Source organism: Streptomyces flavotricini, from assembly GCF_020639365.1.
GTDB lineage: Bacteria > Actinomycetota > Actinomycetes > Streptomycetales > Streptomycetaceae > Streptomyces > Streptomyces flavotricini.
The window spans coordinates 2316909-2331412 of sequence record NZ_JAINUL010000001.1 but is presented as its reverse complement, the minus strand read 5'-3'; the positions used below and the strand labels follow the sequence as shown (position 1 = coordinate 2331412).

13 protein-coding genes are annotated in these 14504 nt (G+C 71.5%); all 13 read left to right on the top strand.

Going from position 1 to position 14504, the window contains the following annotated elements; genetic code table 11:
• Positions 1-28 precede the first annotated feature (28 nt).
• The 13 genes from K7B10_RS10590 (at position 29) to K7B10_RS10530 (ending at position 14487) form a co-directional block, all read left to right on the top strand.
• Positions 29-859 carry an alpha/beta fold hydrolase gene (locus K7B10_RS10590; protein ID WP_229335863.1) on the top strand — a complete coding sequence of 277 codons (831 nt, stop codon included), beginning with the start codon at positions 29-31 and terminating at the stop codon, positions 857-859.
• Between the two features lie 47 nt (positions 860-906).
• Positions 907-1860 (top strand): alpha/beta hydrolase, encoded by a 954-nt coding sequence (locus tag K7B10_RS10585; protein WP_229335862.1) that lies wholly within the window; start codon positions 907-909, stop codon positions 1858-1860.
• Positions 1857-3743 carry an amidohydrolase gene (locus K7B10_RS10580; protein WP_229335861.1) on the top strand — a complete coding sequence of 629 codons (1887 nt, stop codon included), beginning with the start codon at positions 1857-1859 and terminating at the stop codon, positions 3741-3743. The genes K7B10_RS10585 and K7B10_RS10580 overlap by 4 nt, the downstream gene beginning before the upstream one ends.
• Positions 3744-3759: 16 nt before the next feature.
• Entirely contained in the window at positions 3760-4497 is a 738-nt protein-coding gene (locus tag K7B10_RS10575) for a GPR1/FUN34/YaaH family transporter (RefSeq protein WP_229335860.1), read from the top strand.
• Between the two features lie 45 nt (positions 4498-4542).
• Entirely contained in the window at positions 4543-4857 is a 315-nt protein-coding gene (locus tag K7B10_RS10570; RefSeq protein ID WP_229335859.1) for a GNAT family N-acetyltransferase, read from the top strand.
• An 82-nt stretch (positions 4858-4939) separates the two neighbouring features.
• Positions 4940-5665 (top strand): alpha/beta fold hydrolase, encoded by a 726-nt coding sequence (locus tag K7B10_RS10565; protein ID WP_229335858.1) that lies wholly within the window; start codon positions 4940-4942, stop codon positions 5663-5665.
• 104 nt (positions 5666-5769) lie between these two features.
• Positions 5770-7101 (top strand): ABC transporter substrate-binding protein, encoded by a 1332-nt coding sequence (locus tag K7B10_RS10560; protein ID WP_229335857.1) that lies wholly within the window; start codon positions 5770-5772, stop codon positions 7099-7101.
• Positions 7101-8066 carry a carbohydrate ABC transporter permease gene (locus K7B10_RS10555; protein ID WP_229335856.1) on the top strand — a complete coding sequence of 322 codons (966 nt, stop codon included), beginning with the start codon at positions 7101-7103 and terminating at the stop codon, positions 8064-8066. Before K7B10_RS10560 ends, K7B10_RS10555 begins: the two co-directional genes overlap by 1 nt.
• Positions 8063-8950, top strand: coding sequence for a carbohydrate ABC transporter permease (locus tag K7B10_RS10550; protein ID WP_229335855.1), 888 nt, complete (start codon positions 8063-8065; stop codon positions 8948-8950). The genes K7B10_RS10555 and K7B10_RS10550 overlap by 4 nt, the downstream gene beginning before the upstream one ends.
• Positions 8947-11715, top strand: coding sequence for a helix-turn-helix transcriptional regulator (locus K7B10_RS10545; RefSeq protein WP_229335854.1), 2769 nt, complete (start codon positions 8947-8949; stop codon positions 11713-11715). The genes K7B10_RS10550 and K7B10_RS10545 overlap by 4 nt, the downstream gene beginning before the upstream one ends.
• A 134-nt stretch (positions 11716-11849) precedes the next feature.
• A complete protein-coding gene (locus tag K7B10_RS10540) occupies positions 11850-12686 on the top strand; it encodes an alpha/beta fold hydrolase (RefSeq protein WP_229335853.1) in 837 nt (278 codons plus the stop codon).
• A 104-nt stretch (positions 12687-12790) separates the two neighbouring features.
• The gene (locus K7B10_RS10535) at positions 12791-13876 is read left to right on the top strand and encodes an LLM class flavin-dependent oxidoreductase (protein ID WP_229335852.1); all 1086 of its coding nucleotides are present in this window, start codon (positions 12791-12793) and stop codon (positions 13874-13876) included.
• Complete coding sequence (locus tag K7B10_RS10530) at positions 13873-14487, top strand: FMN reductase (RefSeq protein WP_229335851.1); 615 nt, start codon at positions 13873-13875, stop codon at positions 14485-14487. Before K7B10_RS10535 ends, K7B10_RS10530 begins: the two co-directional genes overlap by 4 nt.
• Positions 14488-14504: the final 17 nt, after the last annotated feature.

Genomic DNA, 14504 nt, shown 5'->3' with positions numbered 1-14504 from the left:
ATGCCTCACCACCCGACAAGGAAACCCCATGCATCCCAAGAGGCGCGCCCTCGCCCTCGCCCTGCCGGCCACACTGGCCGCCCTGATGGGCGCCGCACCCGCCGCACCCGCGAGCGTCCCGGCCGCCGCCGGCGCCGACCGGCACGGTCCCAAGCCCACGATCGTCCTGATCCACGGGGCGTTCGCCGACGCCTCCAGCTGGAGCGGCACGATCAGGCGGCTTCAGCGCGCCGGCTACCCCGTCCTGGCCCCCGCCAACCCGCTGCGCGGTCTCGCCGCGGACACCGCCTACCTGCGCAGCGTGCTGGCCGCCGTCGAGGGCCCCGTCGTCCTGGTCGGCCACTCCTACGGCGGCGCCGTCATCAGTGGCGCCGCGCTGGGCGACAGCCGTGTGAAGGCCCTCGTCTACATCGCCGCGTTCACCCCGGGCAAGGGCGAGAGCGCGGCCGAGCTCGCCGCCAAGTTCCCCGGCTCCACCCTCGGCGACACCGTGAACCCGCGGTCGTACCCGCTGCCCGGCGGTGGCACCGGCACCGAACTCGTCATCGAACGGGCCAAGTTCCACCGGCAGTTCGCCGCCGACGTCCCCATCGCCGACGCGGCCGTCATGGCCGCGACCCAGCGCCCGGTCGCCACTGCCGCGCTGGAGGAGAAGGCCGGGGAAGCGGCCTGGAAGACGATCCCGTCCTGGGCGCTGATCGCCACCGCCGACAAGAACATCCCGCCGGCCGCCGAACGGTGGATGGCCCGGCGCGCCGGCTCGCACATCACCGAAGTGGACGCGTCGCACGCCGTGGCCGTCTCCCGTCCGGCCGTGGTCACCGACGTGATCCTCGACGCCGTGCGGACGACCCGCTGAGCCCCCGACCTGCGCCCTCTCGTACATCCCCAGAAGGAGAACCCCACATGAAGGACCGTCCGATCCTCGAACCCGCCGCCCAGGCCTTCGCCGACGCCACCGCCCAGCCGCCGTACCTCTACCAGATCCCCGTCGCCGAAGGCCGTAAGGCCGTGGACGGTGTCCAGAGCGGTGAGGGCGTCCCCCTGCCCGAGGTCGACGAGGAGTGGATCACCGTCCACGGCGGCCCGACCGGCGACGTCCGCGCCCGGATCGTCCGCCCCCGCGGCGCAACCGGCCCGCTTCCCGTCATCCTCTACATCCACGGAGCGGGCTGGGTCTTCGGCAACGCCCACACCCACGACCGGCTCGTCCGCGAACTCGCCGTCGGCACCCGGGCGGCCGTGGTGTTCCCCGAGTACGACCTCTCGCCCGAGGCGCGCTACCCCGTCGCGATCGAGCAGAACTACAGCGTCGCCCAGTGGGTCGCCCGCGAGGGACACCACAAGGACCTCGACGGCACGCGGATCGCCGTCGCGGGCGACTCGGTCGGCGGCAACATGAGCGCCGCCCTCACCCTCATGGCCAAGCAGCGCGGCGACGTCACGCTCGTCCATCAGGTCCTCTTCTACCCGGTCACGGACGCGAGCTTCGACACCGACTCGTACCACCAGTTCGGCGAGGGCTACTTCCTGCGCCGCGACGCCATGAAGTGGTTCTGGGACCAGTACACGACCGCCGAGGCCGAGCGGGCCCAGATCACCGCCTCCCCGCTGCGCGCCTCCACCGAGCAGCTCAGCGGCCTGCCGCCGGCACTGGTCATCACCGCCGAGGCCGACGTCCTGCGCGACGAGGGCGAGGCGTACGCGGCGAAGCTCCGCGCCGCCGGCGTCCCCGTCACCGCCCTGCGCGTCCAGGGCGTCATCCACGACTTCGTGATGCTGAACGCACTGCGCGAGACGCAGGCCGCGGAACTCGCCATCGGTCTCGCCACCGACACCCTGCGCAAGGCCCTCGCATGACCGGGCCGTCGACGAGCATGCCGGTGGCGGGCCTCGTCCCCGCCCCGCGTCGGGAACACGAGCACGCCGACCTCCTCGTCCGTAATGCCAAGGTCTTCACCGGTGACCCCGACCGCCCCGAGGCCCGTGCCGTCGCCCTCCGCGACGGCCGGGTCGCGGCCCTCGGCGACGACCACGACCTCGCCCACCTCGTCGGGCCGGGAACGAAGGTCGTCGACGCCCTCGGCCGACGGGTGATCCCCGGCCTCAACGACTCGCACCTGCATGTCATCCGGGGCGGCCTGAACTACGTCCTGGAGCTGCGCTGGGACGGCGTACGAAGCCTCCGACACGCCCTCGCGATGCTGCGCGAGCAGGCCGACCGCACCCCGAAGGGGCAGTGGATCCGGGTGGTGGGCGGCTGGACCGCCGAGCAGTTCGCCGAGCGCAGGATGCCGACCGTCGCGGAGCTGAACGCCGCCGCCCCCGACACCCCGGTCTTCGTCCTGCACCTGTACCAGTCGGCCCTGATGAACCGGGCCGCGGTGCAGGCAGCCGGATTCACCCGCGACACCCCGGATCCCCGCGGCGGGCAGATCGTCCGCGGCCGGGACGGCGAACCCAATGGCGTGCTCCTCGCGGCGCCGAGCGCCCTCATCCTGTACTCGACCCTGGCCAAGGCGCCGGCCCTCGACGAGGCCGACAAGCGGACGTCGACGCGCCACTTCCTGCGCGAGCTGAACCGCTTCGGACTGACGTCCGCGGTCGACGCCGCCGGCGGGTTCCAGAACTTCCCCGACAACTACGCCACGGTCGCCGACCTCGCCAGGTCGGGGGAGCTGACCCTCCGGATCGCCTACCACCTCTTCCCGCAGACGGCCGGGCAGGAGCTCGCCGACCTGAAGCGCTGGACCGAGATGGTCAAGCCCGGGGACGGGGACGAGTGGCTCCGGCTCAACGGCGCCGGAGAGAACCTGACGTGGGCCGCCGCCGACTTCGAGAACTTCTCCGAACCCCGGCCCGAACTCGCCGCCGGCTACGAGACCGAATTCGAGAGCGCCGTCCGGCTGCTGCTCGAGAACGGCTGGGGCTTCAGGCTCCACGCGACCTACGACGAGACGATCCGCCGCGACCTGGCCGTCTTCGAGAAGCTCGCGGCCGAAGGACTCTTCCCTGGCGGCAACCGCTGGCTCTTCGACCACGCGGAGACGGTCTCGGCCGACAGCCTCGACCGGATCGCCGCCCTCGGCGGCGCCGTCTCGGTCCAGAACCGGATGTCCTTCCAGGGCACCGCGTTCCTCGACCGCTACGGCGCCGGGGCCGCCGCCCACACCCCGCCGGTCCGGGCCATGCTCGACCGAGGCCTGACCGTCGCCGCAGGAACCGATGCCACCCGCGTCTCCTCGTACAACCCGTGGGTCGCCCTCCACTGGCTGGTCACCGGGCGCACCGTCGGCGGCACGGCCCTTTACCCGGCCGGGAACCTGATCGACCGGGAGACCGCCCTCGGCCTCTACACCCGGGGCGGAGCGCAGCTCACCGGCGAGCAGGACGTCAAGGGAACGCTGCGAGAGGGGACTTACGGCGACCTCGCGATCCTCTCCGACGACTTCCTCACCGTGCCCGAGGACGTCATTCCCGACATCGAGTCCGTCCTCACTGTCGTCGGCGGCCGGATCGTCTACGCGACCGCCGAGTACGAGGGGCTCGACGAGGCCATCCCGCCGGTGTCCCCCGAGTGGAGCCCGGTGGCCCACTTCGGCGGGTACCAGAGCGGTGCCCGCCAGGCATCGGCCGTGGCCGAGGCCGTCGCCGAGTCCGAGCAGCACCGCCGCTGGCGCGTCGCACGCGGCTCCGTTCCCGACACGACGCCGTCCTTCGTCGATCCCTGCTTCGATCACTGAAAGAGAGATCCACCCGATGTCCGCAGCCTCCCCCGCCGCCGACGGCGGCGACACGCCGGCAACCCTGCCGGACGTTCCCCCGGGACGCCGTTTCGAGCCGGACCTCCGGTCGATGACACGGATCAACCTGCGCCCCATCGCCTCACCCATGCCGCTCGGCTTCTTCACGATAGCCATCGCCTCCGTGATGACGGGCTGCCTGCAGCTCGGGCTCTTCGACCAGACGGCCCGCAGTGCCGTCGCCTTCACCGTGCTTCCGGCCTTCGTCCTCCAACTCCTGGTGAGCTTCCTGGCCTTCGGAGCCCGTGACGTGATCGCGGCGACGCTGATGGCGGTCTTCGCCGGCAGCTGGCTGCCCTACTCGCTCATCATGCTCAGCGGCGCGGCCGACGGCCTTCAGGTCCTCGGCGTGTTCAACCTGGCGCTCCTCTGCTTCGGGGCCCTGATGACCGCCGTGACCCGGCCCAAGCGCGCGCTGTGGCTCGTCCTCGCGGTCTCCCTGCCCCGCTGGGCGGCCACCGGCCTCGCGGGCATCACCGGCGCCGAATGGCTGACGCGCACGTCCGGCGCGCTCGGCCTCGTGGTGGCGCTCGTCGCGATGTACACGGCGTTCGCCCTGATGCTCGAGGACATGCGCAGCGAGCAGGTCCTGCCGATCGGCCGCAGCGGCCCCGCCCACCTCGCCGTGGAAGGCGACCTGTCCGTCCAACTCCGCAACCTGGAACGTCAGGCGGGCGTACGCCGCACGCTCTGACCGCACCCACCCACCCCGTCACACGACGACCGCACAGGAGCACCCATGGAACCGCAGGTGACGGACCGGCCCGAGAAGTCCCGGTATGAGATCCTCGCCGGCGACGACGGCGCCGAGACCGCCGGCTTCGCCGAGTACCACCTCTCGGAGGGCGAGATCGCCTTCATCCACACCGAGATCGACAGCCGGTCCGCCGGCCGGGGCCTGGGCGGGCTGCTCGCCCGCGGGGTCCTCGACGACGCCCGGGCCCGAGGGCTGCGCGTCCTGCCGTACTGCCCCTTCATCCGGGGCTGGATCGGCAAGCACCCCGAGTACACCGACCTGGTGCCCGAGGCGAGGCGCGCCCGCTTCGGCCTGTGAAGCACCACACGAACACCACACATCCGCCCCCGTCTCCCGCATCCCCTGCCCCATCCCCCGTCAAGCACCGAGGAGTTCCCCCATGCCCCGACACGCCCGCCCCACCGTCGTCCTGGTCCACGGCGCCTTCGCCGACGCCTCCAGCTTCGCCCGCGTCATCCCCGAGCTGACCGCCGCCGGCATGGAAGTGGTGGCCCCGGCGGTTCCCAACCGCAGCCTCGTCGACGACGCCGCGTACATCGCCTCGGTGATCCGCGCCGTCGAAGGCCCCGTGATCCTGGTCGGGCACTCCTACGGCGGTGCCGTCATCACCCTCGCCGGCACGGAGGACAACGTCCGCGCACTGGTGTACCTCGCGGGATACGCGCTGGAGGAGGGCGAGAGCCTGGGCGAGCTGCAGGGCCGCTTCCCCGACTCCGGTCTCGCCGACGCGCTCGTCTACACCCCGTTCCCGGTGGCCGGCTCCACCGAGACCGGCACCGACGTCTCGGTGGAGATCGAGAGGTTCCCCGCCCTCTTCGCGGCGGACGTCGACCCTGACCTCGCCGCGGTGCTCGCCGTCTCCCAGCGCCCCCTGGCCGCACGGGCCTTCTCGGAGGCGGCGCCTGTCGCGGCGTGGAAGACCAAGCCCTCGTGGGGCCTGGTCGCCTCCTCCGACCGCACGATCAACCCCGATGTGGAGCGCTACGGGTACGAGCGCGCCGGCATGACCACCGTCGAGGTCGACTCTTCTCATCTGGTCATGCTTGCCCAGCCCAAGGCCGTGGCGGAGCTGATCCAGGACGCGGCCCGGATCACGGCCCACTGACCCGATCGTTCAGGATCGAATGATTAGTCGATAATGTTCGAGCGCTGGTAGCTTCTGATCGCCCCCGAGGACCCCTTCGGCGGGTGATCGGAGAAGATGCGCCCATGAGGTTCGGCGCGAGGCTCGCGCTCGCCGTCATCCCCCTCGCCGCCCTTGCCGCTGCCTGTGGTGTTCCGCAGGACAGTGGCTCGCGGTCGCACACCGCCGTGGACTGTGGGCCGTACGCCAGGTACGGCAAGCACCCCGGCACCAAGGTCACCGTCTACGCGGAGAACCGGGACCGGGAGGCCGACCTGTTCGAAGAGACCTGGGCGGACTTCGCGGACTGCACGGGAATCGGCGTCCAGTACGAGGGGGACGGGGAGTTCGAGGCCCGGATCCAGCTCCGGGTCGACGGCGGGAGTGCGCCGGACGTGGCGTTCTTCCCTCAGCCCGGGCTCCTGGAACGCTTCGCGCGGGCGGGGAAGCTCAAGCCCGCGAGCGCCGGGGTCGTGGCCCTCGCGAAGCAGGGCTGGTCGGCTGACTGGAACAGCTACACGACCGTGAACGGCACCCTCTACGGCACGCCGCTGGTCGCGAACGTGAAGTCGTTCGTCTGGTACTCGCCGAAGTTCTTCCGTGACAGGGGACTGAGCGTTCCCCGTACGTGGTCCGAGCTGACGGCCCTGACGGAGAAGGTCGCGGCGTCGGGTGTCAAGCCGTGGTGCGCGGGCATCGAGTCCGCCGAGGCGACCGGCTGGCCCGTGACGGACTGGATCGAGGACGTCCTGCTGCGTCAGCAGGGCACGGACGTCTACGACCAGTGGGTCACCCACAAGATCCCGTTCAACGACCCGCGGGTGATCACGGCCATGGACACCGTGGGGTCCATCCTCAAGAACGACCGGTACGCCAACGGCGGTTTCGGTTCGGCCCGTTCGATGGCGTCGATCTCCTTCCAGGAGGCCGGCACGCCGATTCTCTCCGGCGACTGTGCGATGCACCGCCAGGCCTCGTTCTATGCCGACATGTGGCCGAAGGGAACCGAGATCGGACCGGACAAGGACGTCTACGCCTTCCTCCTGCCGGGGGCCGACCCGGCCGACCGCCCCGTACTGGGCGGTGGGGTGTTCACCGCGGCGTTCGCCGACCGTCCCGAAGTGCGGGCGTTCCAGGAGTATCTGGCCTCCGCGGACTTCGCGAACGCGCGTATGAAGAAGGGCCCGTTCGTCTCGGCGAACAAGGGCGTGGATCCGGCGAACGCCGCCACCCCGGTCGACAGGCTCTCGATCCAGCTGCTCCAGAACCCCGGGACACAGTTCAGGTTCGACGGTTCGGACCTGATGCCCGCGTCGGTCGGCGCCGGGACGTTCTGGAAGGGAGCCGTCGACTGGATCGGCGGCGCGAGCACCCGGCAGGTCGCCGACTCCATCGAACGGTCCTGGCCGAGCCACTGATGTCGTTCGACGCCGTCGCCCAGCAGCCCAAGCTGCTGTACCTGCTCCAGGGCGTCGCCGCCTTCGCGGCGGTGGTCTCCCTGATCCTGCTGGCGCTGCACCGGAGGCCGTTTCGAAGAAAGGCCGCGGCCCTTCTCCTGCTGGCCCCCGCGCTGCTGCTGCTCACGGTCGGTCTCCTCCTGCCCGGCCTGCGCACCCTGGCCCTGTCGTTCACCGACAGCGGGGGAGACGCGTGGGCCGGCTTCGACAACTACGTGTGGATGGTCACCGACCCCCGGGCGATGGTGGCGCTGCGCAACACCCTGGCGTGGGTGGTGCTCGTGCCGTTGCTGGCAGCCTCGGTCGGTCTGCTCTACGCGGCGGCCGTCGTACGGTCGCGGTTCAGAGCGTTCGCGCTGTCCCTCCTCCTGATGCCGATGACGATCTCCTTCGTCGGCGCGGGTGTCGTCTGGAAGTTCGTCTACGCCTACCGTCCCGCGGAGGCCGGGCAGATCGGGCTGCTGAACCAGCTCGTCGTCGCGTTCGGCGGCGAACCGAGGCAATGGCTCGTGCACTCTCCCTGGAACGTCCTGTTCCTCATCGTGGTGATGGTGTGGACACAGGCGGGCTTCGCAGCCGTCCTGCTGGCCGCCGCCATCAGGGCCGTTCCCGGAGAACTGACCGAGGCGGCCCGACTCGACGGCGCGTCCCCCCGGCAGATCTTCTGGCGGATCACCATGCCGTCGATCAGGCCCACGCTGCTCGTCGTGGTCCTCGCCCAGACGATCGGCACCTTCAAGGCCTTCGACATCGTCAGGACCATGACCGGCGGCCAGTTCGACACGGGCGTCATCGCCCACGAGATGTACGACCAGGCCTTCCGCTACGGCGAGACGGGCCGCGGTGCGGCGCTCGCCGTGCTCCTCTTCGTCCTCGTCACCCCCTTCGTCGCCCACCAGGTCCGGGCACAGCGGAGGACGGTGTGAACGGCGTCCGGCAGCGTCTGGCCTCCCGCGCCTTCACGTCGATCGCCGTGGTGATCGCGGTCCTCTGGACGACACCGACCCTCGGTCTGCTGCTCTCCTCGTTCCGTCCCGAGGAGGAGATCAAGACGACGGGCTGGTGGACCGTGTTCGGTACGCCGCACCTCACGCTCGACAACTACGGCGAGGTGCTCTCCGGGGGCGGGCACGGGTCGGGGCGGCTCGCGGAGTACTTCATTAACTCCGTCGTCATCACCCTTCCCTCGGTGCTGTTCCCGCTCGTGCTGGCCTTCTTCGCGGCGTACGCCCTGGCGTGGATCGACTTCAGGGGGCGGGACGCGCTCGTCGTCGGCATCTTCGCGCTCCAGGTCGTGCCGCTCCAGATGGCGCTCGTCCCCCTCCTCAAGCTGTTCTCCCAGGGCTGGCTGTTCCTGCCCGCGTGGAACCTCACCGGTCCCGCGCGTTTCGGCCAGATCTGGTTCGCCCACACGGTCTTCGCGCTGCCGTTCGCGGTGTTCCTCCTGCACAACTTCCTGGCAGGGCTGCCCCGGGACCTGATCGAGGCCGCCCGCGTCGACGGCGCGTCCCACGGGACGCTGCTGCTCCGGATCGTGCTGCCCCTGGCCCGCCCGGCCCTGGTCTCCTTCGCCATCATCCAGTTCCTGTGGGTGTGGAACGACCTCCTCGTGGCACTGACGCTGTCGGGCGGAACGGCCGAGACCGCGCCGATGACGGTCAGACTGGCGAGCCTGGCCGGGACGTACGGCAACGAGTGGCAGCGGCTCACCGCAGGAGCCTTCGTGGCGGCGTTCGTCCCGCTGCTCGTCTTCTTCTCCCTCCGGCGGCACTTCGCGCGGGGACTGCTCGCCGGATCGGTCAAGGGATGAGCCCCGAGCGGCCCGAGGGAGAAGGCATGGCGGTGCCCGGGAGCGCGGGGCTGAGCCGGCCCGGGCTGCGGGGCCGTGAAGCCGAGCTGGAGCGGCTGCGCGCCCTGGTCGAGGCGGTGCGCGACGGCGAGGGAGGAGCGATCGCGCTGCTCCTGGGCGAGCCCGGGATCGGGAAGACCGTACTGCTGCAGGAGACGGTCTCGATCGCGCGGGCTCACGGGTTCGTCGTCAGCCATGGACGCGCCGAGGAACTGCACGAGCTGGCACCGCTCGCCTCACTGGCCTCCGGCCTCCTGCACGGTGACCCGCCGCTGCTGTCCAGCACGGACTTCGCAGACCTCGCGGGCCATCACGACCAGCGTATCTGGCTCGTCGAACGACTGGCCCAGCTGATCGAGGAACGCTCCGCGAGCACGCCCGTACTGATCGCGGTCGACGATGTCCATTGGGCCGACCCGCTGAGCCGGTTCGCCCTGAGTGTCATGCCGGCACGGCTGCTCAGCTCCCCGGTCCTCTGGCTGCTCACGAGCAGGAACGACCCGGAACTCTACGGGCAGGGGCCGCGGACGACGGCCCTCCCCCTCCGGCCGCTGTCCGACACGGCCCTGGCCGAGCTGGCGCGGGACGTCCTCGGCGGGGACGTGCCGACGCAGGTCGCGGAACTTCTCGACGGGGCGGGAGGCAACCCCTTCCTCGCGGCCGAGATGCTCGCGGGCATCGCGGCGTCGGGCGCGGACGCGCCGGAGCCGCCGGAGCGGATGGTCCTCGGTGTACGCGACCGGCTGGCCGGCCTCCGGCCGGACACCCTCCATTTCCTGCGGATCGGCTCGGTCCTCGGCCGTGCGTTCTCGCTCGCGGACGCCGCCGCCCTGTGCGGCCGGCCCGCGTCCGGACTCAGCGCCGAAGTGGACGATGCGATCGCGGCCGCCCTCCTCCACGACGACGGGGAACGCCTCCTGTTCCGCCACGACCTGCTCCGCCAAGCGGTGTACGCCGATCTCGCCCCCTCCGTACGCCGGGCGCTCCACCGGGAGGCCGCGAGCCGGCTCGTCGTAGCGGGCCTGAGCTCCACCGACGCGGTCCCGCATCTGCTGAAGAGCGCCGAACCAGGCGATCAGGAGGCGATCGGGCTGCTCGGCACGGCCGCCACGGACGTGATCGCCGTGATGCCCGACCTCGCCGCCGACCTGGCCGTACGCGCCCTGGAACTCGTACCGCCCCATGCGCCCATGGTGTTCGACGTGGGAGAACGGGCCATCGTCGCGCTGACCCGTGCGGGCCGGTACACCCAGGCACGGGATACCGGCGACTCGCTGCTCGCCCGGCAGCCGCCCCTGGACGTCTTCGCCCGTCTGCAGTCCGTACTCGGCGACACGCTGTGGCACCTCGACGACGTCCACGAGCTGACCCGCCGCTCGACGGCCGCACTGGCAGCCGTCACCGACCCGACGATCCGCGCCCGGCTCACCGCCCGGCAGGCCCTCGCCCGGTCCCGCGGGCGCGACCTCGGGGCCGCTCGCGAGACCGGCGAACGGGCGCTCGCCGAGGCGGAGCGGTCCGGTGACCGGGAGGCCCGTGTCCTCGCGCTGTGGGGCCTCGGCGAGATCGCCCTCAACGCGGGCGACTGCGCCGCCGCCGTCGAACACCACACGGCGCTGAGCGTGTTCGACACGGCCTTCCTGCCCGAGGAGGCCGTCGCCCGGATCCACATGGACGACTTCGACACCGTACGGCGACTGCTCCGGACGGCGGGCGACGCTCCGCTGCGCCCCGCCATGCTGATCTGGGCCCAGGGAACCCTGAACATGGGGCTCGGCCGGCTCGACGACGCGGACGCCGACCTCGTCACCGCCGAGCGGCTCGAAGCGGACCTCCACGTGCCCGGCAACCTGGTCAACATCCGCGTCAACCGCGGCTTCCTCGCGATGCTGCGCGGCGACCGCGAAGCCGCGCGGGAACACCTGGACGTCGTGCGGGCGACCGTGGCCGAGCGGCCGAACACGGGCAACCACGCCACGCACCAGTACTTCGAGGCCGTCGTCGCCGACGCCGACGGCGACCACGCGGCAGCGGCCGAACTGGTCCGATCCGTGCAGCGTGACCACCCCTTCCTCCGATGGCGGCTCCTGCGCCCCCATGTCGTCCAGGCCGTGCGGATCGCCCTGCGCGGCGGGGACCGGAACCTGGCCGAGGAACTCGCGGCCCAGGCTGTCGAACACGCCACCCGCAACGCCGGCGTGCCGACCGCCCAGGGGGCGGCCGCCCACGCGTCCGCCCTGGCGAACGCCGACCACGAACTCCTGGAGCGGTCGGTGCGCATCCTCCTCAATGGCCCCCGGCCGCTGCCCCTCGCCGCCGCATCCGCCGACCTCGGGCGCGCGCTCCTCACAGCAGGCGACCCCGCCGCGACACCCGCCCTGACCAGGGCCCACGACATCTACGCCCAGGCGGGGGCCGACGCCGAGGCCGACCGGGTCCGGGCCGATCTGGAACGGGCCACCAGCCGCTCCGGCCGACGCAGCGGAGGCCTCCGGCCGCGCCCCGCCCAGGGCTGGGACGCGCTCACGGCCTCGGAACGCAAGGTGGCCCGGCTGATCGCCGCGGGCCACACCAACCGGTCGGCCGCGGAGGCCCTCGTCGTCTCCCCGCACACGGTCAACACCCATCTGGCGTCGATCTTCCGCAAGCTCTCGGTGCGCTCGCGGGTCCACCTGGCCCGGATCGCGCTTGCGGAGGGCGACGCCGGAACAGCCACCGGCGGCTGAGTGACCTCTGCGCCCCCGTGCAAGGTGTGGTGCGCGGTACGGCAACAGGAGGTGCGGGACCGGTCCTAGCGTGACGGGCATACCGCGCCGCTCCGACGCGCGGACCAGCCGACCCGAATCGAGGAAGCATCCCCATGCCGTACATCACCGCGGGCCAGGAGAACACCAACCCCATCGAGCTGTACTTCGAGGACCAGGGTGCCGGGCAGCCCGTCGTCCTCATCCACGGCTTCCCGCTCGACGGCCACTCCTGGGAGCGCCAGAGCGCCGCGCTGCTCGACGCCGGCTACCGCGTGATCACGTACGACCGCCGCGGTTTCGGGCGGTCCTCGCAGCCGACCATCGGCTACGACTACGACACCTTCGCGGCCGACCTGAACACCGTGATGGAGACCCTCGACCTGAAGGACGCCGTCCTGGTCGGCTTCTCCATGGGCACCGGCGAGGTCGCCCGCTACGTGTCCACGTACGGCTCCGGCCGGGTCGCCAAGGTCGCCTTCCTGGCCTCGCTCGAGCCCTGCCTGCTGAAGAGCGACGACAACCCGGACGGCGTCGCCCCGAAGGAGTTCTTCGACGGCGTCGTCGCCGCCGTCAAGGCCGACCGCTACGCCTACTACACGGCCTTCTTCAACGACTTCTACAACCTCGACGAGAACCTGGGCACCCGCATCAGCGAGGAGGCCGTCCGCAACAGCCGGAACACCGCGGCCCGCGGCGGCTCCTTCGCCGCGTCCGCCGCGCCGGCGACCTGGTACACCGACTTCCGCGCCGACATACCGTCCGTCGACGTGCCGGCCCTGATCCTGCACGGCACCGCCGACCGCATCCTGCCGGCCGAGGGCACGGCGCGCCCGTTCCACAAGGCGCTCCCGTCGGCCGACTACGTCGAGATCGAGGGCGCCCCGCACGGTCTGCTGTGGACCCACGCCGAGGAGGTCAACACCGCCCTCCTCGCCTTCCTGGCGAAGTGACGCCGCACCGCCCACCCGCCGGGTGACGCCGGAGCCCCCGGCGTCACCCGGGCCTCCGGTTCCCCGGCGCGGGAACCGGACGAGCTCAGGAGAGCAGACACCCCATGCAGTTCGGCATCTTCACCGTCGGGGACGTGACCCCCGACCCCACCAACGGTCGCACGCCGACCGAACGCGAGCGCATCAAGGCGATGGTGGCCATCGCGCTCAAGGCCGAGGAGGTCGGCCTGGACGTCTTCGCGACCGGCGAGCACCACAACCCGCCGTTCGTACCGTCGTCGCCGACCACCATGCTCGGCTACATCGCCGCCCGCACCGAGAAGCTGATCCTGTCCACGTCCACGACGCTGATCACCACGAACGACCCGGTGAAGATCGCCGAGGACTACGCGATGCTCCAGCACCTGGCCGACGGCCGGGTCGACCTCATGCTGGGGCGCGGCAACACCGGTCCGGTCTACCCGTGGTTCGGCCAGGACATCCGCCAGGGCATCAACCTCGCCAAGGAGAACTACGCGCTGCTGCGCCGGCTGTGGCGCGAGGACGTCGTGGACTGGGAGGGCACGTTCCGGACGCCGCTCCAGGCCTTCACCTCGACGCCGCGGCCCCTGGACGCCGTCCCGCCCTTCGTCTGGCACGGCTCCATCAGGTCCCCCGAGGTCGCGGAGCAGGCCGCCTTCTACGGGGACGGCTTCTTCCACAACAACATCTTCTGGCCGGCCGACCACACCCGGCGCATGGTGCAGCTCTACCGGCGCCGGTTCGCGCACCACGGCCACGGCCGGCCGGAAGACGCCGTCGTCGGCCTGGGCGGACAGGTCTTCATGCGGAAGAACTCCCAGGACGCCGTCCGGGAGTTCCGTCCCTACTTCGACAACGCTCCCGTATACGGCCACGGCCCGTCGCTGGAGGACTTCACCGAGCAGACCCCGTTGACGGTGGGCTCTCCCCAGCAGGTCATCGAGCGGACCCTGTCGTTCCGGGAGAGCGTCGGCGACTACCAGCGCCAGCTGTTCCTGATGGACCACGCGGGCCTGCCTCTGAAGACAGTCCTTGAACAGCTGGACATCCTCGGCGAAGAGGTCGTGCCCGTGCTGCGGGAGGAGTTCGCGAAGGGACGTCCGGCCGACGTGCCGGAGGCCCCCACGCACGCGTCCCTTCGAGCCGTCCGGGAGGTGTCCGCCGCATGAAGCTGATCGTCGTCTCCGCGGGGCTGAGTACCCCCTCCTCCACCCGCCTGCTCGCGGACCGGCTGGCCGAGGCGGCCCGCGACGAACTCGCCGCCCGGGGGCAGGCGCCGTCGACCCAGGTCGTGGAGCTGCGGGAGCTGGCCGGCGACATCGCCAACCACCTCGTGACCGGCTTTCCGCCGCCGCGACTGAGCGCCGCGATCGACGCGGTGACGGCGGCTGACGGCCTGATCGCGGTGACTCCCGTTTTTGCGGCTTCCTACAGCGGTCTCTTCAAGTCCTTCTTCGACGTGATCGATCCGGACGCCCTCTCCGGGAAGCCGCTCCTCATCGCGGCGACGGGCGGCACCGCCCGCCACTCCCTGGTCCTTGAGCACGCCGTGCGCCCGCTCTTCTCCTACCTCCGCGCCGTCGTCGTCCCCACCGCCGTGTTCGCGGCCTCCGAGGACTGGGGCTCGGGGGGAGACGAGTACACCGACGGCCTGCCCGGCCGCGTCCGCCGGGCCGGCGCCGAGCTCGCCGCGCTCATGGCGGCGCGCCCGGTCGGTGAAGAGCCCGAGGACGACGTCACCATCCTCGAACGGCAACTCGCCGACCTGCGCTTCGACTGAGACGGGCACCTGGGGCG

Bases quoted from the DNA above. Each gene is read 5' to 3' on its own strand.
- K7B10_RS10540 (WP_229335853.1), top strand. From the start codon at position 11,850: ATGCCGTACATCACCGCGGGCCAGGAGAACACCAACCCCATCGAGCTG.
- K7B10_RS10555 (WP_229335856.1), top strand. From the start codon at position 7,101: ATGTCGTTCGACGCCGTCGCCCAGCAGCCCAAGCTGCTGTACCTGCTC.
- K7B10_RS10530 (WP_229335851.1), top strand. From the start codon at position 13,873: ATGAAGCTGATCGTCGTCTCCGCGGGGCTGAGTACCCCCTCCTCCACC.
- K7B10_RS10565 (WP_229335858.1), top strand. From the start codon at position 4,940: ATGCCCCGACACGCCCGCCCCACCGTCGTCCTGGTCCACGGCGCCTTC.
- K7B10_RS10560 (WP_229335857.1), top strand. From the start codon at position 5,770: ATGAGGTTCGGCGCGAGGCTCGCGCTCGCCGTCATCCCCCTCGCCGCC.
- K7B10_RS10570 (WP_229335859.1), top strand. From the start codon at position 4,543: ATGGAACCGCAGGTGACGGACCGGCCCGAGAAGTCCCGGTATGAGATC.
- K7B10_RS10535 (WP_229335852.1), top strand. From the start codon at position 12,791: ATGCAGTTCGGCATCTTCACCGTCGGGGACGTGACCCCCGACCCCACC.
- K7B10_RS10545 (WP_229335854.1), top strand. From the start codon at position 8,947: ATGAGCCCCGAGCGGCCCGAGGGAGAAGGCATGGCGGTGCCCGGGAGC.
- K7B10_RS10580 (WP_229335861.1), top strand. From the start codon at position 1,857: ATGACCGGGCCGTCGACGAGCATGCCGGTGGCGGGCCTCGTCCCCGCC.
- K7B10_RS10585 (WP_229335862.1), top strand. From the start codon at position 907: ATGAAGGACCGTCCGATCCTCGAACCCGCCGCCCAGGCCTTCGCCGAC.
- K7B10_RS10575 (WP_229335860.1), top strand. From the start codon at position 3,760: ATGTCCGCAGCCTCCCCCGCCGCCGACGGCGGCGACACGCCGGCAACC.
- K7B10_RS10590 (WP_229335863.1), top strand. From the start codon at position 29: ATGCATCCCAAGAGGCGCGCCCTCGCCCTCGCCCTGCCGGCCACACTG.